Here is a 23,503-nt window from a genome sequence, read left to right on the forward strand (position 1 = left end):
GATGCGCCAATTTGACCACTGTTGATCTCTGAGATCAAGGGGAATCGACGCATCGATTGAAACGTTACTGCGTCTCGTGCTGTGCGAGCACCGCACCGAGCTGTTCATTCATCTGGTGCATTGTACGACGGATTTCCTCCGCCGGAAATGCTTCACCGTGCCGCACGCTCGTTTGCAGCCGCAGCAATTCGGACGCGAGCGACAGCGCCGCCATCACGGCGATGCGATCGGTGCCGCGTACCGAGCTGTTCGAGCGAATTTTCGACATTTCGGCGTCGACGCGCGCGACTGCTTCGAGCAGCGCCGCTTCGGTCTCGGCCGAGCAGGCGAGCCGATAGGCCTGACCGAGAATCGAGACTTCGATCTGCTTGGTGCTCATGCATGTTCTCCGTGGCTGGCCGCGTCATCGCCATCCGCACGCGCCTGTGCATCCAGCAGGTCGAGCTGGTTGTCGGCTTGCTCCGCGCTTTTCGAGCGCGGCAGCTTTTCGAGAATCGCGTTCAGTTTCACCTGGGCGTCGTCGATCTTTGCCGACAGCGTGTCACGCTCGGCCGCAAGTGCATTGCGTTCATCGCGCAGTTGCGCGAGTTCCGCGCGGACAGTGTCCGCATCCGCGCGCAATTGCGCGACCTGCTCCTCGAGCGCGAGCCGTTCCGAGTGATAGCGCTTGTTCAGCGAAATCAGACGGCCAATATTTTGAGATAGGGTTTCGAGTTCGTTGAGCATTTGCTGCGTCCTCTAAAGACCCAGCATTTTAGCGCGGAATAACGCGCAATCCGACATCTGTAACGTTTCCAGTCGTAACACCCCTGCTTCTCGCCGTGAATCGGCGCGTCCCGTGCGTGTCCGGACGCTTCCTTGACGCTCGCGCGACCCGCTCCTAAACTGGCGCCGCCTCGGTGCTCGCGCGTGGAACGCGCGGTTAAACGGGAAGCAGGGCGCGGGCGCCGGAAGCCCGCCAACCTGCGCTGCCCCCGCAACGGTAAGCGGCCGCGTCCGGTGACGCAGGCCGGCTCGGGCGCGTTTCACGTGCAGGTATTGCATGCGGACGCGGGCCACTGCGCGTCATCGCGCGGGAAGGCGAGCCGGACCGCCGCCAGCCCGGATACCGGCCGAGACGGGGAGCCCGCACGGGCTTCGTGACGCGCGGCCTGCGGGGAGGCGGGGCGCGCAATGCTTCACGGAATTTTCTTCGATGCTGACCCCAATCGTCCGCGCGGCGCTTCAGTCACGACCCGCCGGCCTCCGCAAGCGGGGGCGCCGCATGTCGTGTGCGGCGCCGTGCGCGGCATGAGCGCGGCGCGCGCCACTGCGATCTGGGCCGCGCTCGCCGCGGCGGTCGCGTTGCTGTTCGTCGCGTCGCTGTCGATCGGCAGCGTGCCGATGTCGCCTTGGCAGGCGCTTGCGTCGCTCGTGCCGCATGGCGGCGACGCGCTGTTTGCCGACATCGTCCGCACGCTGCGCCTGCCGCGCGCGCTCGCGGGCTTCGCATGCGGCGCGCTGCTCGCGCTCGCCGGTGCGCTGTTGCAGGTGCTGTTGCGCAATCCACTCGCGGAGCCGTACGTGCTCGGCGTATCGGGCGGCGCGGCCGGCTTCGCGCTCGTCGCGATGATCGCGGGCGGCGCGTGGTGGCTCGTCGACGCATCGGCGTTCGCCGGCTCGCTCGTGTCGGTCGCGCTCGTGCTCGGTCTCGCGCGCCGCGAGCTGTGGCGCGGCGAGTCGCGCGACGCGTCGCCGCGGCTGCTGCTCACGGGCGTCGTGATCGCGGCGGGGTGGGGCGCGCTCGTGACGCTGCTGCTGTCGCTTGCACCCGACGCACGACTGCGCGGGATCATCTTCTGGCTGACTGGCGACCTGAACGGCGTGACCGCGCCGTGGTTCGCGTGGGGCGCGCTGTTGCTGGCCGCCTGCGTCGCGCTGCCGGCCGCGCCGCAACTGAACGTGCTGCTGCGCGGCGATGCGACCGCGCTTGCGCTCGGCGTGCCTGTCGCGCGCCTGCGCGTGCGGATCTATCTCGTCGCGTCGCTGGCCGCGGCGGCCGCAGTGACGACGGCCGGCACGATCGGCTTCGTCGGCCTCGTCGTGCCGCATGCGCTGCGGCTCGCCTTCGGCAACGACCAGCGGATGCTGCTGCCCGCCGCGATGCTCGCGGGCGGCGGCGGCGTGATGGCGGCCGACCTGCTCGCCCGCACCGCGATCGCGCCCGCGCAACTGCCGGTCGGCGTGATGACCGCGTTGATCGGCGTGCCGGTGTTCCTGTGGATGTTGTTGAGGAAGCCGATGCGATGACGGGGGCCGCACTGCACGCCACGGCCGGCGACATGAACTACGCGGCCGTCGACCTGACGCTGAAGGCCGGCGCACGCACGCTGCTCGACGGCTTCACCCGGGCGTTCCGTCCCGGCGAGATCTGGTGCGTCGCGGGGCCGAACGGCGCGGGCAAGACGACGCTGCTTGCGACCCTCGCCGGGCTGCAGCCGCCGGCCGGCGGACACGTCGAGATCGACGGCCGGCCGCTTGCCGCATGGCCGCCCGAGCAGCTCGCGCAGCGCCGCGCGCTGATGCCGCAGCAACTGCACGACGTATTCAGCGCGACCGTGTTCGACACGGTGCTGCTCAACCGCTTTCCGTATCTCGGCGGCTGGGGCTGGGAGCGCGACGGCGACCGCGCGGCCGCGCGCGACGCGCTGGCGACGTTCGACCTCACCGCGCTCGCGTCGCGCGACGTGCTGTCGCTGTCGGGCGGCGAGCGGCAACGTGTCGCGCTGGCCGCGACGCTGTGCCAGGACGCACCACTGATGCTGCTCGACGAACCGCTCGCGCATCTCGACCTGCATCACCAGATCGATTGCCTGACCGCGCTGGCCGCATGGCTCGACGCGGGCCCGCGCACGGTGCTGTTCTCGTGCCATGATCTGAATCTCGCGCGGCGTTTCGCGACGCACGCGCTGTTGCTCGACGGCCGCGGCCACGCGTGGGCAGGCCCCGTGCACGACGTGCTGACGCCCGAGCGCGCGAGCGACGCGTTCGGTTATCCGCTGGTGCTGATCCGCGAGAACGGCCGCGATGCGCTGCTGCCCGCGTGGCCCGAGCGACAATGACGTTTCCTTTTCCGATGCGCGGCGCATACCGCGCCAACGACACGGCTTTTCGATGACGACCCCGACCCACTTCCCGCCCGCGATCGCGCCGCTCGACGACGCGCTGCGCAAGCGCCTGCAGCACGTGATCGACCACAAGACCAAGCCGCCCGGCAGCCTCGGCCAGCTCGAGGCGATCGCACTGCAGATCGGCCTGATCCAGCACACCGAGCGGCCGGTTGTGCAGCGTCCGGTGATGATCGTGTTTGCCGGCGATCACGGGATTGCCGCCGAGGGCGTGAGTCCTTATCCGCAAGCGGTGACTGCCCAGATGGTCGCGAATTTCCTCGCCGGCGGCGCGGCAATCAACGCGTTCTCGGGCGCCGTGAAGAGCGCGCTCGAGATCGTCGATGCGGGCGTCGCGTCGCCGCTGCCGCTGTCCGACCGGCTGGTGTCGCTGCCGGTCGCGCGCGGCACGCGCAACTTCGCGGCGGAGCCGGCGATGACGCGCGACGAGGCGATGACGGCGATCGCGGCCGGCGCGGCGCGCGTGCGCCTGCATGCGTCGCTCGGCACGAACGTGATCGGCTTCGGCGAGATGGGGATCGCGAACACGTCGTCGGCCGCGTGCCTGATGAGCCGCCTGCTCAGCGTGCCGATCGATGCCTGCGTCGGGCGCGGCACGGGCCTCGACGACCAGGGCCTCGCGCACAAGCGCGCGGTGCTCGGCCGTGCGCTCGTCAAGCACTCGCACGCGATTGCGCCGCTTGACGTGCTCGCGACGTTCGGCGGCTTCGAGATCGCGATGATGACGGGCGCGTATCTCGCGGCCGCGAGCGAGCGGATGACGATCCTCGTCGACGGCTTCATCGCGACGGCTGCGTTGCTCGTCGCCGAGCGCATCGTGCCCGGCGTGCGCGATTACTGCGTGTTCTCGCATACGTCGCACGAGGCCGGGCACCGGCGCATGCTCGAGCATTTCGGCGCGAAGCCGCTGCTCGCGCTCGACCTGCGGCTCGGCGAAGGCACCGGCGCGGCGCTCGCGCTGCCGCTCGTGCGTGCGGCGGCTGCGTTCCTCACCGAAATGGCGAGCTTCGAATCCGCCGGCGTCGACAATCGTGACGCCTGATCGCGCGCGTGGCGTGCGGGCCGAACTGCGCTACTTCTTCGTCGCGCTCGGCTATTTCACGCGCGTGCCCGTGCCGCGCTCGATCGGTTATGCGGCCGGCGATCTCGATCAGTCTGCGCGTTATTTCCCGCTCGTCGGCGCATGTGTCGGCGCGTGGGGCGCGCTCGTCTATCTCGTCGCGCTGCGTGTGCTGCCCCCGTCGATCGCGGTCGGGCTGTCGATGGCCGCGACGCTGCTCGCAACGGGCGCCTTTCACGAGGATGGCCTGGCCGACAGCTGCGATGCGTTCGGCGGCGGCTATACGCGCGACGACGTGCTGCGCATCATGCACGACTCGCGGATCGGCACGTTCGGCGCGGTCGCGCTCGTGATCTCGCTCGGCCTGAAATGGCAGGCGCTTGCATCGATGCTGCCGTTGCGTGCCGCATGGACGATGATCGCGGCGCACGCGGCGAGCCGCGCGGCGGCCGTGAGCTTGCTGATGACGCTCGACTACGTGCGGCCCGAAGGCAAGGCGAAGCCGGTCGCGCAACGGATGGGCGCACGCGCGGCGTGCGTCGCGGCGCTATTCGGATTGCCCTGGCTGTTCTGGCCCGACTGGCGCATGGGTGTCGTCGCATGCGTCGTGCTCGTGCTCGTGCGCGCGTGGGCCGCCCGCTATTTCGTGAAGCGGATCGGTGGTTATACGGGCGACTGTCTCGGCTTCGCGCAGCAACTGTGCGAACTGGCGATCTATCTCATGGTGCTCGGATGGACGTCGTCCTGATCCGTCATCCGGCCGTCGGCGTCGAGCCGGGCATTTGCTACGGACGCAGCGACGTGCCGCTCGCCGTACCGGCCGACGTCGGCGCGCAGGCCGTGCGTGCGCATCTGTCGGCACTCTGCGCGCCGTTTCCCGAACAGGTCTGGACGAGCCCGCTGACGCGCTGCGCGTCGGTTGCCGAACGGCTCGCGCAGGCATGCGACGTGCCGCTGCGATGCGATGCGGACTGGCAGGAAATGGATTTCGGCGCGTGGGAAATGCGGCGCTGGGACGATATCGATCGCGCGGCGCTCGACGCGTGGGCGGCCGACCTGATGCATGCGTGTGCGCATGGCGGCGAAAGCGTTGCGCAGTTCGCCGCACGCGTGGCACGGCGGGCCGATGCGGTTGCACAGTGCGATGGCCCGCAATGGGTGGTGACGCATGCGGGCGTGATCCGCACATTCGCATCGCATGTGCTGCGCGTGCCGCTCGACACGCTGTTGTCGCGGCCAGTGCCGACCGGGGGTGTCGTCTGGCTGCGCGCGGATGCCGCCACGCGAACGTGGGAAGTGGTGCACTGGGACGAATAGGCGCGCTGGCGTTTGCGTGCGAACGGCGCGGCGCGCGATCAATCGGTCTCCTCGGATAGCGGTCACATCGGGCGCAGGTGCGCGATGTGCGCGCAAGTCACCGGAAATCAGCGTGCCGGCCGCCGCGCACGCGCGGCATCGAGATCCTCGCACAGCGCGGCCGCGCCCTGTGCGATCCGCGGCGACGGGCGCGTCAGCAGATCGCCGTCGATCGCGAACAGGTTGTTGCGCGCGACGGCCGTCAGTGCGGGCCACGCGCGCCAGCGCGCCAGGCTCGGCAACGGTTCGTCGGAGCGCGTCGTGCCCGCGCTGGTCGTCACGATCGCCTCCGGATTCGCCGCGAGCACGGCCTCGTCGGTGACGGTCGGCACGAGCGGCTTGAGCGATGCGAACACGTTGCGCCCGCCGCACAGCTCGATCACGTCGTTGATCAGGTGCGTGCCGTTGAGCGTCATCAGCGGCCGGTCCCAGACCTGGAAGAACATCGTGACGGGCGCGCGCGCAGCGTAACGCGTGCGCAGCGCCGCGATGTCGCGCGTATAGGCGGCCGCGGCCGCATCGGCAACCGGCTGCGTGCCGAGCAGCGTGCCGAGCCGGCGCAGCGACGTCGCTACGTCGTCGAGATGCTTCGGCTCACTGAGGAACAGCGGGATGTGCAGCGCGCGCAGCGCGTCGGTCTGCCGCTCGGCATTGCCGTGCCGCCAGACGACGATCAGGTCGGGCTTCAGCGCGGCGATCCGCTCGAGGTCGAGCGCCTTGTTGTCGCCGACGCGCGGGATCGCTTGCGCGGCGGGGGGATAGTCGCTGTACGTGACGGTGCCGACGAGCTTCGCGCCGCCGCCGGCCGCGTAGACCAGCTCGGTCGCGTGCGGCGCGAGGCTGATCACGCGCTGCGCGGGCGCCGGCAGCGTGACGGTATTGGCGGCGTCGTCGCGCGTCGTGACATCGGCGTGGGCGAACGACGCGTAGGCGAGTGCGGACAGCATCGCGACCGGTGTGAGCCGGCGGAACATGCGCGGAGTCATGCGGATTCCCGTTGCAGCAGCGGCACGCAGTGCGCGAGCGCGTCGCCGAGGCGCTGCCATTCCGCTTCGCTGCCCGGCAGGCCGACGCGTACGCTCGACGGTGTCGGGAAGTGTCGCGTCCAGATGCCGCGTGCCGCGAGTGCCGCATGCAGCGCCGCGGCGCGCGGGTCGTCGGTCCAGCTGAAGAGCGGTGTCGCGCGAACCGCGAAGCCGTGTGCGCGCAGCAGGGCGGCCAGCCGCTCGCCGTCGGCCGCGAGCCGTTCGCGGGCCGCAGCCTGCCACGCGCGATCGGCGAACGCCGCGGCGACCGCGTGGCGCGCAGGGCCGCCGACCGTCCATGCGCCGAGCATGTCGCGCAGCGCGACGATCTGTTCAGGGCACGCGAGCACGAAGCCGGCGCGGATGCCGGCGAGCCCGTAGAACTTGCCGACCGAACGCAGCACGACGAGGCCCGGGCGATCGACCTGCGGCGCGAGCGACTGCGTCGCACCCGTATCGGCGAACGCCTCGTCGACGATCAGCGTGCCGCCGCGCGCGGCGAGTTGCGCATGCCAGCCGAGCAGGCGCGCGGCCGGTACGAACTGGGCGGTCGGATTATTCGGATTCCCGACGATGACGTGGCGCAGCGTCGCAGGCAACGTATCCGCGTCGATGTCGAGCGCGACGACGCGATGGCCGTGGCGCGCGAAGGCCGGTGCGTATTCGCCGTACGCGAGCGCCGCGACGCCGGCGTCGCCGGTCGGCAGCAGCGCGGGCAACGCGCGGATCGCGGCCTGGCTGCCGGCGACCGGCAACACGTGGGCGGGATCGGGGGCGTGGTAGTACTGCGCGGCGCAGGCCGCGAGGCCGTCGCCGTCGTCGGGCAGCCGGCGCCATGCGTCGGCCGGGACGGGCGGTACCGGATAGCCGACCGGATTGATGCCGGTCGACAGGTCGAGCCACGCGTCGTACGGAATGCCGTGGCGGCGTGCGGCTTCGTGCAGGTTGCCGCCGTGCGCGATGCGGATGTCAGACATGATGGGTAGCCATGGCGAGTGCGCCGCTCGCGACCAGCAGCGCGAGCCACAGGGCAAGCGTGCGCGTGACGAGCGACAGCGCGGCGACGATGTGGATGGCGGTCGCCGTTGCGCCGGTGCCGAGCGCGGGACGATCCTCGATCTCGCCGTGATAGACGGCCGGGCCGCCGAGCTGCACGTTCAGGCTGCCGGCGCCGGCCGCCATCACCGGGCCCGCGTTCGGGCTGTCCCAGTGGCGCGCCTGCGTGCGCCAGCAGCGCCACGCGGAGGCCGTGTCGCCGAGCAGCGCGTAGCTGGCGGCCGTGAGGCGTGCGGGAATCCAGTTCAGCGCGTCGTCGAGGCGCGCGGCGGCCCAGCCGAAGGTCAGGAAGCGCGGCGTGCGGTAGCCCCACATCGCGTCGAGCGTATTCGCGAGCCTGAACAGCAGTGCACCGGGACCGCCCGCGATGACGAACCAGAACAGCGCGCCGAAGATCGCGTCGTTGCCGTTCTCCAGCGCCGATTCGACGGCCGCGCGCGACAGCGCGCCTTCGTCCGCATCGCTCGTGTCGCGCGACACGATACGCGCGGTCAGCGCGCGGGCGGCGCCGAGGTCATGCCGCAGCAACGCAGCAGCGATCGGCGCGACGTGGTCGGCGAGGCTTTTCGCGCCGAGCGCGAACCACAGCAGCGCGATGTGCAGCGCGGCAGCGAGCGGCCACGGCAGCACGGCGGCGAGCCATGCCGCGATGGCGACCGGCGGCACGACCGCCGCGATCCACGCGGCGACGCCGGTTACCCGGCCGCGTCGGCCCGTGTTCAGCGCGCCTTCGATACGTGCGGCGAGGCGGCCGAACGCGACGAGCGGGTGCCAGCCGGCCGGTTCGCCGATCGCGCGGTCGACGATCGCGGCTGCGACGGCGAACATCGCGACGACGGGCAGCGACAGCATCAGCATGACGGCGCTCCCGCCTTGAGGTCGAGCGGCAGCCCGGCGACGAGCAGCGTCACGCGCGTCGCGAGCGCGGCGACGCGCTGGTTCAGGCGCCCGAGTTCGTCGACGTAGCGGCGCGTGACCGACCCGAGCGGCACGACGCCGAGCCCGATCTCGTTGCTGACCACGATCACCTTCGCGCGCGCACCGCGCAATGCGTGCTCGAGCCGGTCGACCTGCGCCGCGTACTGCGCATCGTCGAGCGGTTCGCCGTCGGCCGGGCACAGCAGGTTCGTGAGCCACAGCGTCAGGCAGTCGACGAGCAGGCATGCGTGCGGATCGTCGAGCCGCGCGAGCGTGCCGGCGAGATCGACGGGCGCATCGGCGAACCCCCATTCGGCGGGCCGACGCGCGCGATGGTGCGCGATGCGCTGCGCGAATTCGGCATCGGCGGCGGTCGCGGTCGCGATGTACGTGACGGGGCGGCCGCTGTCGGCGGCGAGCCGCTCGGCGTGCGCGCTCTTGCCCGAGCGTGCGCCGCCGAGGACGAAGGTGAGGTCGTGCGGAATCATCGCGTGATTGTAACGGCGCGGGCATGCCGGTGCGGGCGATAATGCGGCCTTTGCTTCGCGACGAGCCTGACACGATGAATGCACCCGAGCCGCGGCCGCGCGGTACGCTGATGATCCAGGGCACGACGTCCGACGCGGGCAAGAGCACGCTCGTCGCTGGCCTGTGCCGGCTGGCGCGCCGGGCCGGCGCGCGCGTTGCGCCGTTCAAGCCGCAGAACATGGCGCTCAACAGCGCGGTGACGGCCGACGGCGGCGAGATCGGCCGCGCGCAGGCGCTGCAGGCACTGGCCGCGGGCGTCGCGCCGCATACGGATTTCAACCCCGTGCTCCTGAAGCCGACGAGCGATCGCGGCGCGCAGGTGATCGTTCACGGCAAGGCGCGCATGAACCTCAATGCGCGCGCGTATCACGACTACAAGCCGGTCGCGTTCGATGCGGTGCTCGAGTCGTACGCGCGGCTGCGCGCCGGCTACGACACGGTGATCGTCGAGGGCGCCGGCAGCCCGGCCGAGATCAACCTGCGCGACGGCGACATCGCGAACATGGGTTTCGCCGAACGCGTCGACTGCCCGGTCGTGCTCGTTGCCGACATCGACCGTGGCGGCGTGTTCGCGCACCTGGTCGGTACGCTCGCGTGCCTGTCCGACAGCGAGCGCGCACGCGTGCGCGGCTTCGTGATCAATCGCTTCCGCGGCGATTTCAAGCTGCTCGAACCGGGGCTCGACTGGCTGCGCGCGCAGACGGGCAAGCCCGTGTTCGGCGTGCTGCCGTACCTGCACGGCCTGTTGCTCGACGCCGAGGACATGCTGCCCGCGCAGGCGCGCAGCGCCGCCGCACGCGGTGACGCCGGCGTGCTGCGCGTGGTCGTGCCGGCGCTGCCGCGCATCAGCAACCACACCGATTTCGATCCGCTGCGCGCGCATCCGCAGGTCGAGTTCACGTACTGGAAGAGCGGCCCCGTGCCGGATGCCGACCTGCTGATCCTGCCCGGTTCGAAGAGCGTGCAGCGCGACCTCGCATGGCTGCGCGACGCGGGCTGGGACACGTTGATCCGTCGCCATCTGCGCTACGGCGGCAAGGTGATCGGCATCTGCGGCGGAATGCAGATGCTCGGCCGCACGCTCGACGATCCGCTCGGCCTCGAAGGCGTGCCCGGCAGCGTGCCGGGGCTCGGACTGCTCGAATTCGACACGACGCTGCAGCCCGACAAGACACTGAAGAACGTCACCGGGCATCTCGCGCTGCCGGGCGGGGCCGCCGTGCGCGGCTACGAGATCCACATGGGCGACACGCACGGGCCCGCGCTTGCGTCGCCCGCGCTGGCGCTGGCAGCCGATGCCGCGCAGGACGGGGCACGCCCGGACGGCGCGGTTTCCGCCGACGGGCAGATCCTCGCGACCTATGTGCACGGGCTGTTCGACTCGCCCGACGCCTGCACGGCACTGCTCGCGTGGGCCGGGCTCGACGGCGCGGAACGGATCGACTATCCGGCGCTGCGCGAGGCGTCGCTCGAGCGGCTGGCCGACACGTTCGCCGACCATCTCGACCTCGACGCGCTATACGCTGAATTTCGTTGATGCGCCGGCTTCCAGCCCTCGCTTTTTCCGCCTGATCGCGTACAACAGAGGAGGGCGGATGTCCGCCTGGAGGAGTGCGCGATGAAGGCTCGATGGTGGTGGAGCGTGCTGCTCGCGGCGTTGCTGGGCGTGTCGGCGGTTGCGCATGCGTGCGATTCGTACGGATCAAGCGGTAGCCAGTCCGGTTCCGGCGACGCCACACAAGGGAAGAGCGGTTACGGTTACTGATGCATGGTGCGGGGCATGATCGGTCATGCCCCTTTTTACGTCCCGATTAACTCCATAAAGGAATCAGTTAAAGCGAATTGGCGCGTTTATCGGCGGAATTGATTCGAATAGAGTGCAATCCATTCACACCACTCACGAAGGAATTCGCCATGAACCCCAATCGCCTCAACGATTTCGCCGCGACCCTGCTGCGCGTCGCGCTCGGCGTGCTGTACCTCGCGCACGTCGCGCAGAAGGTGTTCGTCTTCACGCTGCCCGGCACCGCGCAGTTCTTTGCGTCGATCGGCCTGCCGGGCTGGCTCGCGTACCTGACGACGTTCGTCGAACTGGCCGGCGGCCTGGCGCTGCTCGCGGGCTTCCGGGTGCGCGTCGCCGCGCTCGTGCTGCTGCCGTTCATGCTCGGCGCGACCGCCGCGCATCTGCCGAACGGCTGGAGCTTCGCGTCGCCGAACGGCGGTTGGGAATATCCGGCGTTCTGGGCCGTCACGCTCGCGGTGCAGGCGCTGCTGGGCGGCGGCGCGTTCGCGCTCGGCGCACGCGAGGCCGCGGTTCAGCGTGTGTAAGGAGTAGGTCAGCCGGCATGATGCGGCGCAACCCGTTCCGGTGACACGCCGTTTGCCGATATCATCGCTCCCTGTATCCGCAATCGAGCGGCGCCAGCCATGCGGCTGGGCGCCGCGCGGCTTTTTCGGGGGAATTCATGACGGTGATCGTGGTGGCGAATCCGAAGGGCGGCGTGGGGAAGAGCACGCTGTCCACCAATCTTGCCGGCTATTTCGCGGCGCAGGGCGCGTGGGTCGCGCTCGCCGATCTCGACCGGCAGCAGTCCGCGCATGCGTGGCTCGACCTGCGGCCGGCCGGATTGCCGGCGATCGAGGCATGGGAACTCGATCCGGACGCGCCGACGAAGCCGCCGCGCGGCCTCGAATATGCGGTGATCGACACGCCGGCCGGCCTGCACGGCAACCGGCTCAACGTCGCGCTGCAACTGGCTGACAGGGTGATCGTGCCGCTGCAGCCGTCGATGTTCGATATCCTGGCCACGCAGCAGTTTCTGGAGCGCCTCGCCGGCGAGAAGGCCGTGCGCAAGGGCAGCGTCGAGGTCGGGATCGTCGGGATGCGGGTCGATGCGCGCACGCGCTCGTCCGACCAGCTGCACCGGTTCGTCGAAGGGCTCGGCCTGCCGGTGCTCGGCTACGTGCGCGACACGCAGAACTACGTGCAGATCGCCGCGCATGGCCTCACGCTGTGGGACGTCGCGAAGAGCCGGGTCGAGAAGGATCTCGAACAGTGGCGGCCGATCGTCGAATGGGCCGAACGCCGGGTGCAGAAGGCGGAGAAGCCGGAGAAGGCCGCCAAGGCGTCCTGATCGCACGGCCGGCGGGCCGGCTCGCGATGAAATGAGAAAGGGCCGGATCCCGTGGTACACGGCATCCGGCCCTTCGACCGCAAGCGGCGCAGCTGCCCCGCGCCCCACGGCGCACGGGTGGCCGGTCAGGTCAGGTCCAGCTCTGCGTCGGCACGTGATCGCGGTGGCCCTTGATCTTGTTGCCGTCGTCGATGAACACGAGCTTCGGCTTCCAGCCGGCTTGCAGTTCGGCTTCATCGACCATCGCGAAGGCCGCGATGATCACGAGGTCGCCAAGCTGTGCGCGACGGGCGGCCGAGCCGTTCAGCGAGATCATCCCGCTGCCGCGCTCGCCCTTGATCGCGTACGTCGAGAAGCGCTCGCCGTTGTTGATGTTCCAGATGTCGATCCGTTCGTTCTCGATGATGCCCGAGGCCTCGAGCAGGTCTTCGTCGATCGCGCACGAGCCTTCGTAGTGCAGCTCGCAGTGCGTGACGGCCGCGCGGTGGATCTTCGATTTGAGCATGTGGCGCTGCATGGTGTCTCCGTGATGCGTCGTGAGAGGCGCGGGCGGGCGCCCGTCAGATTTCCAGGTTATCGATGAGGCGCGTCGCGCCGAGCTTCGCGGCGGCGACGACGACGAGCGGTTCGCCGGCTTCGAGCTCGGCCGCGTTCGGCGCGATCAGGTTCGCGCGGCGGCGGATCGAGATGTAGTCGGGCGCCCAGCCACGGCCGGCCAGATGGGTGCGGGCCAGGTCTTCGAGCTTGCCGAGGTCGCGCTCGCCGCCGAGCAGGCTTTCGCGCATGCGCTGCAGCGTCTTCGCGAGTTCGGGCGCTTCCCTGCGCTCGTCGGCGGACAGGTAGCGATTGCGCGACGACAGCGCGAGGCCGTCCTCGTCGCGCACGGTTTCGGCGGCGATGATGTCGACCGGCAGTGCGAGCTGCTGGCACATGCGACGCACGATCATCAGCTGCTGGTAGTCCTTCTTGCCGAACACGGCGACGCGCGGCTGCACGCAGGCCATCAGCTTCGCCACGACCGTACACACGCCGGTGAAGAAGCCGGGCCGGAATTCCCCTTCGAGGATCCCGCCGAGATCGTCCGGCGGCAGCACGCGGTATTCCTGCGGTTCCGGGTACATGTCGCGCTCGGTCGGCGCGAACAGCACGTAGACGTTTTCCTTCTGCAGCTTCTCGATATCGTCCTGGAGCGTGCGCGGATACTTGTCGAAATCCTCGTTCGGGCCGAATTGCAGCCGGTTGACGAAGATGCTCGCCACGACCGGGTCGCCGTGCTGGCGCGCGAGGCGCATCAGCGACAGGTGCCCTTCGTGCAGGTTGCCCATCGTCGGCACGAACGCCGTGCGGTTCTGTCCGCGCAGCTGGTCGCGCAGTTCATGGATCGAGCTGATGACTTTCATGATCGGGTAGCGGGTTCCTCGCGCAGGCGCGCGTTGGCGCCGCGGCAGCGGCGTCGGGGTCGAAGCGGAGAACGCCGGCGCGCGGGCGGCGCATCGGGCGTCGGCGGATTGTAGAGGATTTGGCCGCCAAACGCATCGAAAAAAGCACGATCGTTCACTTTCTAACCGGACGTGCCGGCAACGGCCGCGCCGGGCTGCGGTGATGCGGCAAGTGTGCCGGGATGAATCGGGAGAACGGGAAGGGCGGGCGTGGGCGCTACGCCGGCAGGTATGCGAGACGCACGTAGATCGGCGCGAACGGCTCGGCCTGCGTGATCTCGAGGAGCGATTCGCGTGCGAGTTCGAGCATCGCGATGAAATTCACGACGACGACCGGCACGCCGCGCGACGTGTCGAACAGCTCGGCGAACTCCATGAAGCGCGCGTTCTGCAGCCGGCGCAGGATCAGGCTCATGTGTTCGCGCACCGACAGCTCCTCGCGCGAGATCTTGTGGTGCTGGACGAGCTTCGCGCGCTTGAGCACGTCGGCCCATGCCGCGCGCAGGTCGTCCGAATTCACGTCGGGGAAGCGCGGCGTGACGCTCTGCTCGATGTAGACCTCGGCGCGCAGGAAGTCGCGGCCGAGCTGCGGCAACTGGTCGAGCCGCTGCGCGGCGAGCTTCATCTGCTCGTACTCGAGCAGGCGGCGCACGAGTTCGGCGCGCGGATCCTCGGCTTCCTCGCCGGTGTCGGCCTTCTTGACCGGCAGCAGCATCCGCGACTTGATCTCGATCAGCATCGCGGCCATCAGCAGGTACTCGGCCGCGAGCTCGAGGTTCGACGTGCGGATCTGGTCGACGTAGCCCAGATATTGCGCGGTGACCTGCGCCATCGGGATGTCGAGCACGTTGAAGTTCTGCTTGCGGATCAGGTAGAGCAGCAGGTCGAGCGGGCCTTCGAAGGTCTCGAGGAAGATCTCGAGCGCATCGGGCGGGATGTAGAGATCCTGCGGCAGCTTGAAGAGCGGCTCGCCGTACAGGCGAGCGAATGCCGCGACACCGTCGACCGTGTCGGGCGTCGAATCGGCGCCCGCGGGCGCGGCGATCGCGTCGTCCTGCCGGGCGGCGCTGGCCTCGTCAGCGGCGCTCACGTCGTCAGAAGTTCTGGTAGTAGACGTACGACGTTTGCTTCACGCGCGATTCCTGCTGCTCGGCGCGCTCTTCGAGGTCGATCGGCTGCTTGTCCCACAGCAGGGAACGGCCCTTGCGCTGCTCTTCCTCGAGCGTCGGCTTCTGTTGCTTGAGCTGGTTCAGGAACTGCGTGACATCGGACTGGTACGGCATGGCTGGGTTTTCCGTTTCGGGCGGCGCACGATGCGCCGGATTCACGATGGCGGGATTTTACCGCATCGCGGGAACGGTCGGCGGCAATCGCGCGTCGAATCCGCGGGCCGGCGCGCAGTCGGCATCCGGAAGCGCGCCGCCAGGCATGACGCCGTGGCCTCGCTCGCTCGCGCAGCGGTTTACAAACATTAAGCTTTGATGCCCACACCCTGTGGTCAAATACAGGGTTTTCCACAAAACCGTGTCAACCGAGGGCGAGGTCATATTTGGCGGGGCAGTCGAACCAGCAAGCACACACGGCACATGACGCGGGCTCGCGCGTGGAATGCAATCGCGCCGCCGCCGCGGCCCGTGCCGCGCGGGTGACCGTCGCGGGTTGCCTCGCCGCGTGCTTCGCGTTGCCGGCCCACGCGAAGTACGACGTCGACATCGACGCGCCGCGCTCGGTTCGCAAGCTGCTCAAGTCGCATCTCGATATCGCGCGCTTCGCGAAGCGCGACGACATCAGCGACGACCAGTTCGACTTCCTCGTCACCGCCACGCCGCAACAGGTGCGCGACCTGACCGCGACGGCCGGCTATTTCTCGCCGGTCGTGCGCACCGACGTGCGCACGCACGACGGCAAGCGCGACGTGCGCATCGCTGTCGATCCGGGGAAGCAGACGGTCGTGTCGACCGTCGACCTGACGTTCAAGGGGCCGATCGACACCGAGGATCCGAAGCAGGAAGCCGCGACCCGTTTCGCGTTTTCGCTGAAGCCGGGCGATCCGTTCACGCAGTCCGACTGGGACGGCGCGAAGGGCGCGGCGCTCAAGCAACTGCAGTCGCGCCGCTATCTCGGCGCGAAGATCGCGTCGTCGGAGGCGCGCATCGACCCGCGCACGCAGCGCGCGACACTCGCGGTGACGTTCGACAGCGGCCCGACGTTCACGATCGGCAAGGTTGACGTCGACGGCGTGCGGCGCTATCCGGAAAAGATCGTCACGAACGTCAATCCGTTGTCGGAAGGCGAGATCTACGACGTGCAGCGGATCACCGAACTGCAGCGGCAGTTGCAGAACACGCCGTACTACGCGAGCGTCGCGATCGACGTCGGCGACGATACGGCGAAGCCCGAGCGCACGCCCGTGCACGTGAAGGTCAGCGAGTTCCCGTACAACAACATCCGTGGCGGCGTCGGCTTTGCCACCGATACCGGGCCGCACGTGCAGGGTTCCTATACGTATCTCGACACGTTCGGCGCCGCGTGGCCGCTCACCGTGTCGGGCCGGCTCGACCAGATCCAGCAATACGGGCAGGTCCAGCTGTCGATGCCGCCGGGCGAGAAGGGCTGGACCAACAGCGTGCTCGCGTCGTACACGAACACCAACGTGTCGGACACGCGCATCTACAGCGCGCGGGTCGGCGCGCAGCGCACGCGCACCGGCCAGTTCATCGACTATTCGTATTCGCTGATGTTCTACCAGGACCGGCTCGACCAGAACGGCGCGGGGCCGACCACGAGCCGCGCGCTGGTGCCGCAATGGGCGTGGACGCGCCGCAACGTCGACGATCCGTTGTTCCCGCGTTCCGGCAACCTGATCCACGCCGAGGCCGGCTTCGCGGTCAAGGGCGTGCTGACCGACCAGTCCTTCGTCCGCGGCTACGCGCGCGGCCAGCAGTACCTGCCGATCGGCAAGCGCGACCTGTTCGTGTTCCGCGCGGAGCTCGGCGGCGTATTCACGAGCGGCAGCTCGACCGGCGTGCCGGCGTCGCTGCTGTTCCGCGCGGGCGGCTCGAACTCGGTGCGCGGCTACGGTTACCAGAGCATCGGCAACAACGTCGACGGCTCCGTGCTGCCGACCAAGTACCTGATGACGGGCACCGCCGAATACCAGCACTGGTTCAACCGCGACTGGGGCGCCGCGACGTTCTTCGACATCGGCACCGCCACCGATGCGTGGGGCGAGCGGGTGTTCTACCCGGGTGTCGGCGTCGGCGCGCGCTGGCGCAGCCCCGTCGGCCCGATCAACGTCGACCTCGCATACGGGTTGCGCAACCATAGCGTGCGCCCGTACCTGACGCTCGGCATCGCTTTCTGACCGTACCGCTTCATCGACAAACCGCATGACGAAGGACCCGAACGACACGCCGCCGCCTCACGATCCGGACTCGCCCGACGCGCCGCCGCGCGCGCCGCGCCGCGGGCCCGTTGCGCGCATCGGGCGGTTCGTCGTGTGGACGCTCGCGACGGTCGTGCTGCTCGTCGTGCTGGCGGCCGGGCTCGTGCTGGCCGCGGTGACGACCGAGCACGGCACGCGGCTCGCGTGGCAGGTGGCCGGGCGCGTGCTCGGCGCGCGGCTCGCGGGCACGCTCGACGGCGGCTCGCTCGCGACCGGCGTGCGGTTGCGCGGGTTCGCGTGGACGAGTCCCGACGGCACCGGTACCGAAATCCGCATCGACCGGCTCGACGGCCGCTGGGCCCTGACCCGCGCGCCGTGGCGGCTGTCCATCGCCTATCTTCGCGCCGGCACGATCGACGTGCGGATCCCGCCGGGGCCGTCGACACCGAGTACGACGCCGCAGGACCTGAGCCTGCCGCTGCAGTTGCGGATCGACGACCTGCGCGTCGATCGCCTGGCGATCCACGACGGCGGCTCGACGACCCAGCTCGACCATCTCGCGCTGAACGGCCGCAGCGACGGCCGTCACCATGAACTCGTGCTCGATGGCGTCGATACGCCGTACGGCGCGCTGACCGCGCGCGCGAAGCTCGACGGCGTGAAGCCGTTCGCGCTGACGGGTGAAGCCACCTATGCGGGCAAGCTGTCCGATGAGCCGGTCGATGCGCGCGCGCGCGTGTCGGGCTCGCTCGAGGCGCTCGTCGCCGACGTCGACGCGAGCGGGATGAAGCTGAACGGGCGCGCGCACGTCGAGGCCGCGCCGTTCGGCGCGGTGCCGCTCACGCGCGCGTCGCTTGCGTTCGATCACGTCAACCCGCAGGCGCTCGCGCCCGGCGCACCGGCCGCCGATCTCGCGGTGCGCGCGGAACTCGCGCCCGTGACCGCGCCGGCCGGGTCCGCGCCCGCGAAGGGTTTCGCGGTGACGGGCCCGGTGTCGATCGTCAACGCGAAACCCGGCACGCTCGGCGACCATCTGCTGCCGGTGATCGACGCGCACGCGAACGTGCATCTCGACGCGCACGCGCAGCGGATCGACGCGCTCGCGCTGAAGCTGATCCGCGACGGCAGCGTGACGGGCAACGGCACGCTGCAGGGCGGCAAGGGCCGCTTCGACCTGAAGGTCGCGAACCTCGACCTGAACGCGTTCGTCGCCGAGCTGCGGCCGATGCGCCTGGGTGGCCCGCTCGGCGTGACGCTCGCGGGCGACGTGACGACCGTCGATTTCAACCTGAACGACCCGAAGCTCGCGCTCGGCGCACGCGCGAAGGTCGCGCTGACGCCGCCGCAGACCGTGCTGACCGACGCGCGCGTGACGGCGGGCAAGGGCCGGATCGACCTGACGGGCGTGTTCCGCCACGATGCGCATTCGAGCTACGACGCGAAGGCGACGCTGACCGCATTCGATCCGCTGCTGCTCGCCGCGATGAGCGCGCCGAAGGCGGGGGGCGGCAAGGCGCCCGCCAAGGTCGCGAAGGCGCCGGCCCAGCGCGGCGAGACGCGCGTGTCCGGCACGCTGACGGCGTCGGGCGCGTTCGCGCCGCAGGTATCGACGAAGGCAACCTTCAAGCTCGGCGACAGCCTGTACGACGGCGTGCCGCTGACCGGCGCCGGGGTCGTGCAGCTCGCCGGCTCGCGCATTCTGCCGAGCAACGCGAACCTGTCGATCGCGGGCAACCACGTCGACCTGCGCGGCAGCTTCGGCGCGCCCGGCGACCGGCTGCGCTTCGTCGTCGACGCGCCGCAGCTCGACCGGCTCGGTTTCGGCGTGGAAGGGCTCGTGCAGGCGCAGGGCGACCTGACCGGCAGCTTCGCGCATCCGAACGTGACGGCCACCTACAAGGCCGAGCACGTCGTCGTCGGCTCGAACCGGATCGGTACCGCGCAGGGGCGTGCGGACATCCGCGACGGCGCACACGGCGCGCTCGTGTTCACGGCCGACGCGTCCGACATCGCGCTCGGCTCGCTGAAGCTGAAGTCGCTGCGCGCGAACCTCGACGGCACGCGCGCGAAGCACACGCTCGACGCGTCGGCGCTCGGGATGGCCGACGGCCGCGTGATCGACCTGACGCTCGCGGCGAACGGCGGCGTGGTCGAGAACCGCGACGGGATGCGCTGGGACGGCACGGTGACGCGTCTTGCGAACCGCGGCACGCCGGCCATTGCGCTGCAGTCGCCGCTGACCGTATCGGCCGGCGCCGGCCGCGTGACGCTCGGCGCGACGCGGCTCACGCTCGAAGGCGCGGCGATCGATCTGAAGTCGTTCGTGTTCGATCACGGCCAGATGCGCTCGGCGGGCTCCGTGAGCGGCGCGTCGGTCGCGCGTTTCCTCGAGGTCCGCCAGGAGCTGACGGGCCAGCGGCCGCCGGTGCGGACCGACGTCGTGCTCGATGCCGACTGGGATTTCTCGCTCGGCGCGAACGCGACGGGCTACGTGCAGGTGAAGCGTCGCGGCGGCGACGTGACGATCGAGAGCGGGCGCGGCATCGCGTCGCTGGGGCTGACCGACCTGTCGGCGCGCGCGAGCTTCACACCGGGCAACCGGCTCAACGTGACGGCGCTCGCGAAGGCGAACCGGATCGGCACGCTCGACGCGAACGTCGTCGTGCCGTTCGCGCTGCGCGACGGCATGTTCGGCGTGGTCAACGATGGCCCGCTGTCGGGCCGCATCGACGCCGACATCCCGGCGCTGAAGACGACCGGCAACCTGTTCGGGCCGAGCTACCTGCTCGGCGGGCGCGCGGCGCTGAAGCTGACGGTCGCGGGCACGCCGGTGAAGCCGAACCTGTCGGGAATGCTGACGGGCGACGATTTGTCCGCGACGCTCATCGACCAGGGCGTGCAGTTGAAGGACGGTATCGTGCGCATCAAGCTGTCGGACAACCTCGTCGAATTCCAGCAGGTCGAATTTCACGGCGGCGACGGCACGCTGCGCGCGCTTGGCCGCGTGCGCCTCGACGGCGAGGCGCCCGACCTGACCGCGAGCATCGTCGCCGACAAGCTCGAACTGTTCGCGGCGCCGGACCGCAAGCTGTCGCTGTCGGGCAAGGCAACCGTCGCGAACGACGGGCCGCGCGGCGCGCTGTCGATCGACGGCAAGTTCGTCGTCGACCGTGCATTGTTCGACCTGCCCGAGGAATCGGCGCCGCACCTGTCGGACGACGTCGTGATCGTGCAGCCGGGCGGCACGGTGCGCGGCGAGACGCCGACCGGCACCGCGGTCGCGAAGCCGAAGCCGGCCGAGGACAAGCCGGCGCCGTCGCTCGCGCCGCGCGCGAACATCGACATCGGCCTCGGCAACAACTTCCGCTTCAAGGGCCACGGCGCGGATCTCGGGCTGCGCGGCACGATCACCGTGATGAGCGCGCCGGGCGTGCCGCTGCGCGCGGTCGGCAACGTGCGCGTGACCGAAGGATCGACGTATACGTCGTTCGGCCGCAAGCTCGCGATCGAGAACGGCTTCTTCACGTTCAACGGCCCTGTGTCGAACCCGGGCGTCAACATCCTCGCGATGCGGCGCAACCAGGAGGTCGAGGCCGGCGTGCAGGTGACGGGCACGATCCAGTCGCTGACGGTCAAGCTCGTGTCGGAGCCGAACGTCACGGACAACGAAAAGCTGTCGTGGCTGCTGTTCGGGCACGGCACCGACCAGGGCAACAACGTGGGCCAGCAGGGGGCGATGACGGCAGCGCTCGGGCTGCTCGGCAGCGTGACCGGCAAGCGCGTCGCGCAGACCTTCGGTCTCGACGAGGTCTCGGTCGGCCGCAGCGAAGTCGGCCTGACCGATCCGCAGGTCGTGCTGGTGTCGAAGGCGATCAACGAGCGGTTCGTGCTCGGCTTCGAGCAGGGGCTGCAATCGGCGGCCAACGCGTTCAAGGCGACGATCAACCTGACGCGCTTCTGGTCGGTGTCCGCGTACGGCGGCACGTTCCAGGGTGTCGACCTGAACTACACGCGGCGCTTCGATCGCTGGTTCGGCAGTGACGCCGCGCGCGCGCGGCGCGCCGAGCAGCCATGAAAAAAGCCCCGCACGGATCGTGCGGGGCTTTTTTTCGCAAGCGGTAGGGCGTGCGGCTTACTTCACGCGCATGCCGGGCTTCGCGCCGCTGTGCGGCTCGAGGATGTAGAGGCCCGGTTCCGCCTTCTCGTCGGTGGCCGACGCGGCAAGCACCATCCCTTCGGACAGGCCGAACTTCATCTTGCGCGGCGCGAGGTTCGCGACCATCACGGTCAGCTTGCCGACGAGCTGCTCGGGCTGGTACGCGGACTTGATGCCCGAGAACACGTTGCGGGTCTTTTCCTCGCCGACGTCGAGCGTGAGCTGCAGCAGCTTGTCCGAGCCCTCGACGGCCTGGCACGCGACGATCTTCGCGATGCGCAGGTCGATCTTCGCGAAATCGTCGATCGAGATCGGGGCATCGTCCGCGCCGTTCACGACCGCCTGCTTCGCGTTCGCCTTCGCGTTGTTCTTCGCATCCTTCGCGGCATTCGCGCTCGCGGCGGCCGCGCCGGTGGCTTCGGCCTGCAGCGAATCGCGGTTCGCGGCGAGCAGCGCTTCGATCTGCTTCGGGTCGACGCGCGTCATCAGGTGCTGGTACGCCTTGATCGGCTGTGCCGACGACAGCGGCTTCACGGCATCGGCCCAGGCGAGCGGCGCGATCCCGAAGAACGATTCGACGGCTTCGGCCACACGCGGCATCACCGGCTTCAGCGCGAGCGACAGCAGGCGGAAGGACTCGAGGCTCACGCTGCAGGTTTCGTGCAGTGCGACTGCGTTGGCCGGATCCTTCGCGAGATCCCACGGCTTCGCGCCGTCGACGTACGCGTTCACTTCGTCCGCGAGCTCCATCGTGTGGCGCAGCGCGCGGCCGTACTCGCGTGCTTCGTAGTGCGCGGCGATCTGCGGAATCGCATCGCGCAGCTTCGCGACGAGCGGATGGTTCATCGCGCTGTCCTGCACGCGGCCGTCGAAGCGCTTGATCAGGAAGCCTGCCGCGCGGCTCGCGATGTTTACGTACTTGCCGACGAGGTCGCTGTTCACGCGCGCCTGGAAGTCGTCGAGGTTCAGATCGATGTCTTCCATCGTCGCGTTCAGCTTCGCGGCGAAGTAGTAGCGCAGCCATTCGGGGTTCAGGCCCGTGTCGATGTAGCTCTGCGCGGTGATGAACGTGCCGCGCGACTTCGACATCTTCGCGCCGTCGACCGTCAGGAAGCCGTGCGCGAACACGTTGGTCGGCGTGCGGTGGCCCGAGAACTCGAGCATCGCGGGCCAGAACAGCGTGTGGAAGTACAGGATGTCCTTGCCGATGAAGTGATACTGCTCGGTGGTCGAGCCCGGGCGGACCCACGCATCGAAGTCGATGCCGTTACGGTCGCACAGGTTCTTGAAGCTCGCGTAGTAGCCGACCGGCGCGTCGAGCCACACATAGAAATACTTGCCGGGCGCGCCCGGGATCTCGAAGCCGAAGTACGGCGCGTCACGCGAGATGTCCCAGTCGGCGAGCTTGGCTTCGCCGGCGTCGCCGAGCCATTCGCGCATCTTGTTGGTCGCTTCGGGCTGCGCGAGGCCGCTCACCCATTCGCGCAGGAACGTTTCGCAGCGCGGATCGGACAGGCGGAAGAAGTAGTGCTTCGACGTCTTGCGCACCGGCGTTGCGCCCGACACGACGGAATACGGGTTCAGCAGTTCGGTCGGCAGGTAGGTCGAGCCGCACACTTCGCAGTTGTCGCCGTACTGGTCCTTCGCGTGGCACTTCGGGCACTCGCCCTTGATGAAGCGATCCGGCAGGAACATTTCCTTGACGGGATCGTAGGCCTGCTCGATCTCGCGCTCGGCGATGAAGCCGGCTTCCTGCAGCGCGACGTAGATCTTCTCGCTCAGCACGCGGTTCTCGTCCGAATCGGTCGAGTAGAAGTTGTCGAACGACACACCGAAGCTGTCGAAGTCGCGCTTGTGTTCGGCCCACACGCGATCGATCAGCTGCTTCGGGGTCAGGCCTTCCTTCTCCGCGCGCAGCATGATCGGCGTGCCGTGCGTATCGTCGGCACCGATGTAGTAGACCTCATGGCCATGCATTCGCAGCGTCCGCACCCAGATGTCGGTCTGGATGTACTCGACCATGTGGCCGATGTGGATCTGCCCGTTGGCATAGGGCAGTGCGGACGTAACGAGGATCTGGCGGTCACCTTGCGGCGCCGCAGCCTGCACGGAAGTGAGGTCGGATGCGGACATAGGGTCTGTAGAGGACGGCGGAAAAACGACGGGAAATTGCGATTCTAGCAGGGGCGCGCGCCAGCGACGCGGGCAGGCGCCCTCGAACGGGCGCCGAAACGGGCGAGGCCGCGCAAGCGGCGTGCCCGACGGTGATGTGCTGCGAT

The 23,503-nt window shown here is 69.3% G+C and carries 22 protein-coding genes and 1 riboswitch; of the genes, 11 read left to right on the plus strand and 11 right to left on the minus strand.

Annotated features, from left to right (window positions below; genetic code table 11):
- Positions 1-64 precede the first annotated feature (64 nt).
- Both G3N61_RS06330 and G3N61_RS06335 read right to left on the minus strand, forming a co-directional pair.
- Positions 65-379 carry a cell division protein ZapA gene (locus G3N61_RS06330; RefSeq protein ID WP_011352906.1) on the minus strand — a complete coding sequence of 105 codons (315 nt, stop codon included), beginning with the start codon at positions 377-379 and terminating at the stop codon, positions 65-67.
- Entirely contained in the window at positions 376-726 is a 351-nt protein-coding gene (locus tag G3N61_RS06335; protein ID WP_043189846.1) for an ATPase, read from the minus strand. Before G3N61_RS06335 ends, G3N61_RS06330 begins: the two co-directional genes overlap by 4 nt.
- A 154-nt stretch (positions 727-880) precedes the next feature.
- Positions 881-1,132: riboswitch (cobalamin riboswitch) on the plus strand.
- A 41-nt stretch (positions 1,133-1,173) separates the two neighbouring features.
- On the opposite strand from G3N61_RS06335, the gene G3N61_RS06340 reads away from it, so the two are divergent.
- Genes G3N61_RS06340 through cobC form a run of 5 tightly spaced genes read left to right on the plus strand, consistent with a single transcriptional unit; the run spans position 1,174 to position 5,544 of the window.
- The gene (locus tag G3N61_RS06340) at positions 1,174-2,289 is read left to right on the plus strand and encodes an iron ABC transporter permease (RefSeq protein WP_205821871.1); all 1,116 of its coding nucleotides are present in this window, start codon (positions 1,174-1,176) and stop codon (positions 2,287-2,289) included.
- Positions 2,286-3,101, plus strand: a complete 816-nt coding sequence (locus G3N61_RS06345) for an ABC transporter ATP-binding protein (RefSeq protein ID WP_043189843.1) — start codon at positions 2,286-2,288, stop codon at positions 3,099-3,101. Before G3N61_RS06340 ends, G3N61_RS06345 begins: the two co-directional genes overlap by 4 nt.
- A gap of 52 nt (positions 3,102-3,153) precedes the next feature.
- Positions 3,154-4,209 carry a nicotinate-nucleotide--dimethylbenzimidazole phosphoribosyltransferase gene (cobT, locus tag G3N61_RS06350; protein ID WP_205821872.1) on the plus strand — a complete coding sequence of 352 codons (1,056 nt, stop codon included), beginning with the start codon at positions 3,154-3,156 and terminating at the stop codon, positions 4,207-4,209.
- Positions 4,199-4,975, plus strand: a complete 777-nt coding sequence (locus G3N61_RS06355) for an adenosylcobinamide-GDP ribazoletransferase (protein ID WP_205821873.1) — start codon at positions 4,199-4,201, stop codon at positions 4,973-4,975. The genes cobT and G3N61_RS06355 overlap by 11 nt, the downstream gene beginning before the upstream one ends.
- Entirely contained in the window at positions 4,960-5,544 is a 585-nt protein-coding gene (gene cobC / locus G3N61_RS06360) for an alpha-ribazole phosphatase (protein ID WP_205821874.1), read from the plus strand. Before G3N61_RS06355 ends, cobC begins: the two co-directional genes overlap by 16 nt.
- A 107-nt stretch (positions 5,545-5,651) precedes the next feature.
- Here cobC and G3N61_RS06365 read toward each other — a convergent pair whose 3' ends face one another.
- The 4 genes from G3N61_RS06365 to cobU are packed head-to-tail and all read right to left on the minus strand — an operon-like array spanning position 5,652 to position 9,070.
- Positions 5,652-6,569 carry a cobalamin-binding protein gene (locus G3N61_RS06365; protein ID WP_205821875.1) on the minus strand — a complete coding sequence of 306 codons (918 nt, stop codon included), beginning with the start codon at positions 6,567-6,569 and terminating at the stop codon, positions 5,652-5,654.
- Positions 6,566-7,585: a threonine-phosphate decarboxylase CobD gene (gene cobD, locus G3N61_RS06370; RefSeq protein WP_205821876.1), complete on the minus strand. Its 1,020-nt coding sequence runs from the start codon at positions 7,583-7,585 to the stop codon at positions 6,566-6,568. The genes G3N61_RS06365 and cobD overlap by 4 nt, the downstream gene beginning before the upstream one ends.
- Entirely contained in the window at positions 7,578-8,522 is a 945-nt protein-coding gene (gene cbiB / locus G3N61_RS06375) for an adenosylcobinamide-phosphate synthase CbiB (protein ID WP_205821877.1), read from the minus strand. Before cbiB ends, cobD begins: the two co-directional genes overlap by 8 nt.
- Complete coding sequence (cobU, locus tag G3N61_RS06380) at positions 8,516-9,070, minus strand: bifunctional adenosylcobinamide kinase/adenosylcobinamide-phosphate guanylyltransferase (RefSeq protein WP_043189829.1); 555 nt, start codon at positions 9,068-9,070, stop codon at positions 8,516-8,518. Before cobU ends, cbiB begins: the two co-directional genes overlap by 7 nt.
- A 74-nt stretch (positions 9,071-9,144) precedes the next feature.
- Between cobU and G3N61_RS06385 the strand changes: the two genes are divergently transcribed.
- From G3N61_RS06385 to G3N61_RS06400, 4 genes are all read left to right on the plus strand, one after another.
- Positions 9,145-10,647, plus strand: a complete 1,503-nt coding sequence (locus G3N61_RS06385) for a cobyric acid synthase (protein WP_205821878.1) — start codon at positions 9,145-9,147, stop codon at positions 10,645-10,647.
- A gap of 81 nt (positions 10,648-10,728) precedes the next feature.
- A complete protein-coding gene (locus G3N61_RS06390) occupies positions 10,729-10,875 on the plus strand; it encodes a hypothetical protein (protein WP_175022476.1) in 147 nt (48 codons plus the stop codon).
- Between the two features lie 149 nt (positions 10,876-11,024).
- Positions 11,025-11,438 (plus strand): DoxX family protein, encoded by a 414-nt coding sequence (locus tag G3N61_RS06395; protein WP_089451113.1) that lies wholly within the window; start codon positions 11,025-11,027, stop codon positions 11,436-11,438.
- Positions 11,439-11,575: 137 nt separating this feature from the next.
- On the plus strand, positions 11,576-12,244 hold the full coding sequence (locus tag G3N61_RS06400) for a ParA family protein (RefSeq protein WP_043189822.1): 669 nt from the start codon (positions 11,576-11,578) through the stop codon (positions 12,242-12,244).
- Positions 12,245-12,374: 130 nt separating this feature from the next.
- On the opposite strand, the gene panD is transcribed toward G3N61_RS06400, so the two are convergent.
- From panD to G3N61_RS06420, 4 genes are all read right to left on the minus strand, one after another.
- Positions 12,375-12,761 carry an aspartate 1-decarboxylase gene (gene panD, locus G3N61_RS06405; RefSeq protein WP_205821879.1) on the minus strand — a complete coding sequence of 129 codons (387 nt, stop codon included), beginning with the start codon at positions 12,759-12,761 and terminating at the stop codon, positions 12,375-12,377.
- A 43-nt stretch (positions 12,762-12,804) separates the two neighbouring features.
- The gene (gene panC, locus G3N61_RS06410; protein ID WP_043189817.1) at positions 12,805-13,644 is read right to left on the minus strand and encodes a pantoate--beta-alanine ligase; all 840 of its coding nucleotides are present in this window, start codon (positions 13,642-13,644) and stop codon (positions 12,805-12,807) included.
- Between the two features lie 256 nt (positions 13,645-13,900).
- On the minus strand, positions 13,901-14,773 hold the full coding sequence (locus G3N61_RS06415) for a ScpA family protein (protein ID WP_011352890.1): 873 nt from the start codon (positions 14,771-14,773) through the stop codon (positions 13,901-13,903).
- Positions 14,774-14,777: 4 nt separating this feature from the next.
- Positions 14,778-14,966, minus strand: coding sequence for a DUF3460 family protein (locus G3N61_RS06420; RefSeq protein ID WP_006478107.1), 189 nt, complete (start codon positions 14,964-14,966; stop codon positions 14,778-14,780).
- A 266-nt stretch (positions 14,967-15,232) separates the two neighbouring features.
- Here G3N61_RS06420 and G3N61_RS06425 point away from each other — a divergent pair, with 266 nt between their 5' ends.
- Together G3N61_RS06425 and G3N61_RS06430 are read left to right on the plus strand one after the other, a co-directional pair.
- Positions 15,233-17,047 (plus strand): autotransporter assembly complex family protein, encoded by a 1,815-nt coding sequence (locus G3N61_RS06425; protein ID WP_043189813.1) that lies wholly within the window; start codon positions 15,233-15,235, stop codon positions 17,045-17,047.
- Between the two features lie 25 nt (positions 17,048-17,072).
- Positions 17,073-21,143 carry a translocation/assembly module TamB domain-containing protein gene (locus tag G3N61_RS06430; RefSeq protein ID WP_205821880.1) on the plus strand — a complete coding sequence of 1,357 codons (4,071 nt, stop codon included), beginning with the start codon at positions 17,073-17,075 and terminating at the stop codon, positions 21,141-21,143.
- A 57-nt stretch (positions 21,144-21,200) separates the two neighbouring features.
- On the opposite strand, the gene metG is transcribed toward G3N61_RS06430, so the two are convergent.
- Positions 21,201-23,357 (minus strand): methionine--tRNA ligase, encoded by a 2,157-nt coding sequence (gene metG, locus G3N61_RS06435; protein ID WP_205821881.1) that lies wholly within the window; start codon positions 23,355-23,357, stop codon positions 21,201-21,203.
- Positions 23,358-23,503: the final 146 nt, after the last annotated feature.

It is taken from the genome of Burkholderia sp. Ac-20349, assembly GCF_017104865.1.
Taxonomy (GTDB): Bacteria; Pseudomonadota; Gammaproteobacteria; order Burkholderiales; family Burkholderiaceae; genus Burkholderia; species Burkholderia aenigmatica.

What these genes read in the sequence shown, in the direction of transcription:
- G3N61_RS06385 (WP_205821878.1), top strand. Translation starts at nt 9,145, where the DNA reads ATGAATGCACCCGAGCCGCGGCCGCGCGGTACGCTGATGATCCAGGGC.
- G3N61_RS06340 (WP_205821871.1), top strand. Translation starts at nt 1,174, where the DNA reads ATGCTTCACGGAATTTTCTTCGATGCTGACCCCAATCGTCCGCGCGGC.
- cobC (WP_205821874.1), top strand. Translation starts at nt 4,960, where the DNA reads ATGGACGTCGTCCTGATCCGTCATCCGGCCGTCGGCGTCGAGCCGGGC.
- G3N61_RS06335 (WP_043189846.1), bottom strand. Translation starts at nt 726, where the DNA reads ATGCTCAACGAACTCGAAACCCTATCTCAAAATATTGGCCGTCTGATT.
- cobU (WP_043189829.1), bottom strand. Translation starts at nt 9,070, where the DNA reads ATGATTCCGCACGACCTCACCTTCGTCCTCGGCGGCGCACGCTCGGGC.
- cobT (WP_205821872.1), top strand. Translation starts at nt 3,154, where the DNA reads ATGACGACCCCGACCCACTTCCCGCCCGCGATCGCGCCGCTCGACGAC.
- G3N61_RS06330 (WP_011352906.1), bottom strand. Translation starts at nt 379, where the DNA reads ATGAGCACCAAGCAGATCGAAGTCTCGATTCTCGGTCAGGCCTATCGG.
- G3N61_RS06400 (WP_043189822.1), top strand. Translation starts at nt 11,576, where the DNA reads ATGACGGTGATCGTGGTGGCGAATCCGAAGGGCGGCGTGGGGAAGAGC.
- cbiB (WP_205821877.1), bottom strand. Translation starts at nt 8,522, where the DNA reads ATGCTGATGCTGTCGCTGCCCGTCGTCGCGATGTTCGCCGTCGCAGCC.
- G3N61_RS06345 (WP_043189843.1), top strand. Translation starts at nt 2,286, where the DNA reads ATGACGGGGGCCGCACTGCACGCCACGGCCGGCGACATGAACTACGCG.
- G3N61_RS06365 (WP_205821875.1), bottom strand. Translation starts at nt 6,569, where the DNA reads ATGACTCCGCGCATGTTCCGCCGGCTCACACCGGTCGCGATGCTGTCC.
- G3N61_RS06430 (WP_205821880.1), top strand. Translation starts at nt 17,073, where the DNA reads ATGACGAAGGACCCGAACGACACGCCGCCGCCTCACGATCCGGACTCG.
- G3N61_RS06390 (WP_175022476.1), top strand. Translation starts at nt 10,729, where the DNA reads ATGAAGGCTCGATGGTGGTGGAGCGTGCTGCTCGCGGCGTTGCTGGGC.
- panD (WP_205821879.1), bottom strand. Translation starts at nt 12,761, where the DNA reads ATGCAGCGCCACATGCTCAAATCGAAGATCCACCGCGCGGCCGTCACG.
- G3N61_RS06395 (WP_089451113.1), top strand. Translation starts at nt 11,025, where the DNA reads ATGAACCCCAATCGCCTCAACGATTTCGCCGCGACCCTGCTGCGCGTC.
- panC (WP_043189817.1), bottom strand. Translation starts at nt 13,644, where the DNA reads ATGAAAGTCATCAGCTCGATCCATGAACTGCGCGACCAGCTGCGCGGA.
- G3N61_RS06420 (WP_006478107.1), bottom strand. Translation starts at nt 14,966, where the DNA reads ATGCCGTACCAGTCCGATGTCACGCAGTTCCTGAACCAGCTCAAGCAA.
- cobD (WP_205821876.1), bottom strand. Translation starts at nt 7,585, where the DNA reads ATGTCTGACATCCGCATCGCGCACGGCGGCAACCTGCACGAAGCCGCA.
- metG (WP_205821881.1), bottom strand. Translation starts at nt 23,357, where the DNA reads ATGTCCGCATCCGACCTCACTTCCGTGCAGGCTGCGGCGCCGCAAGGT.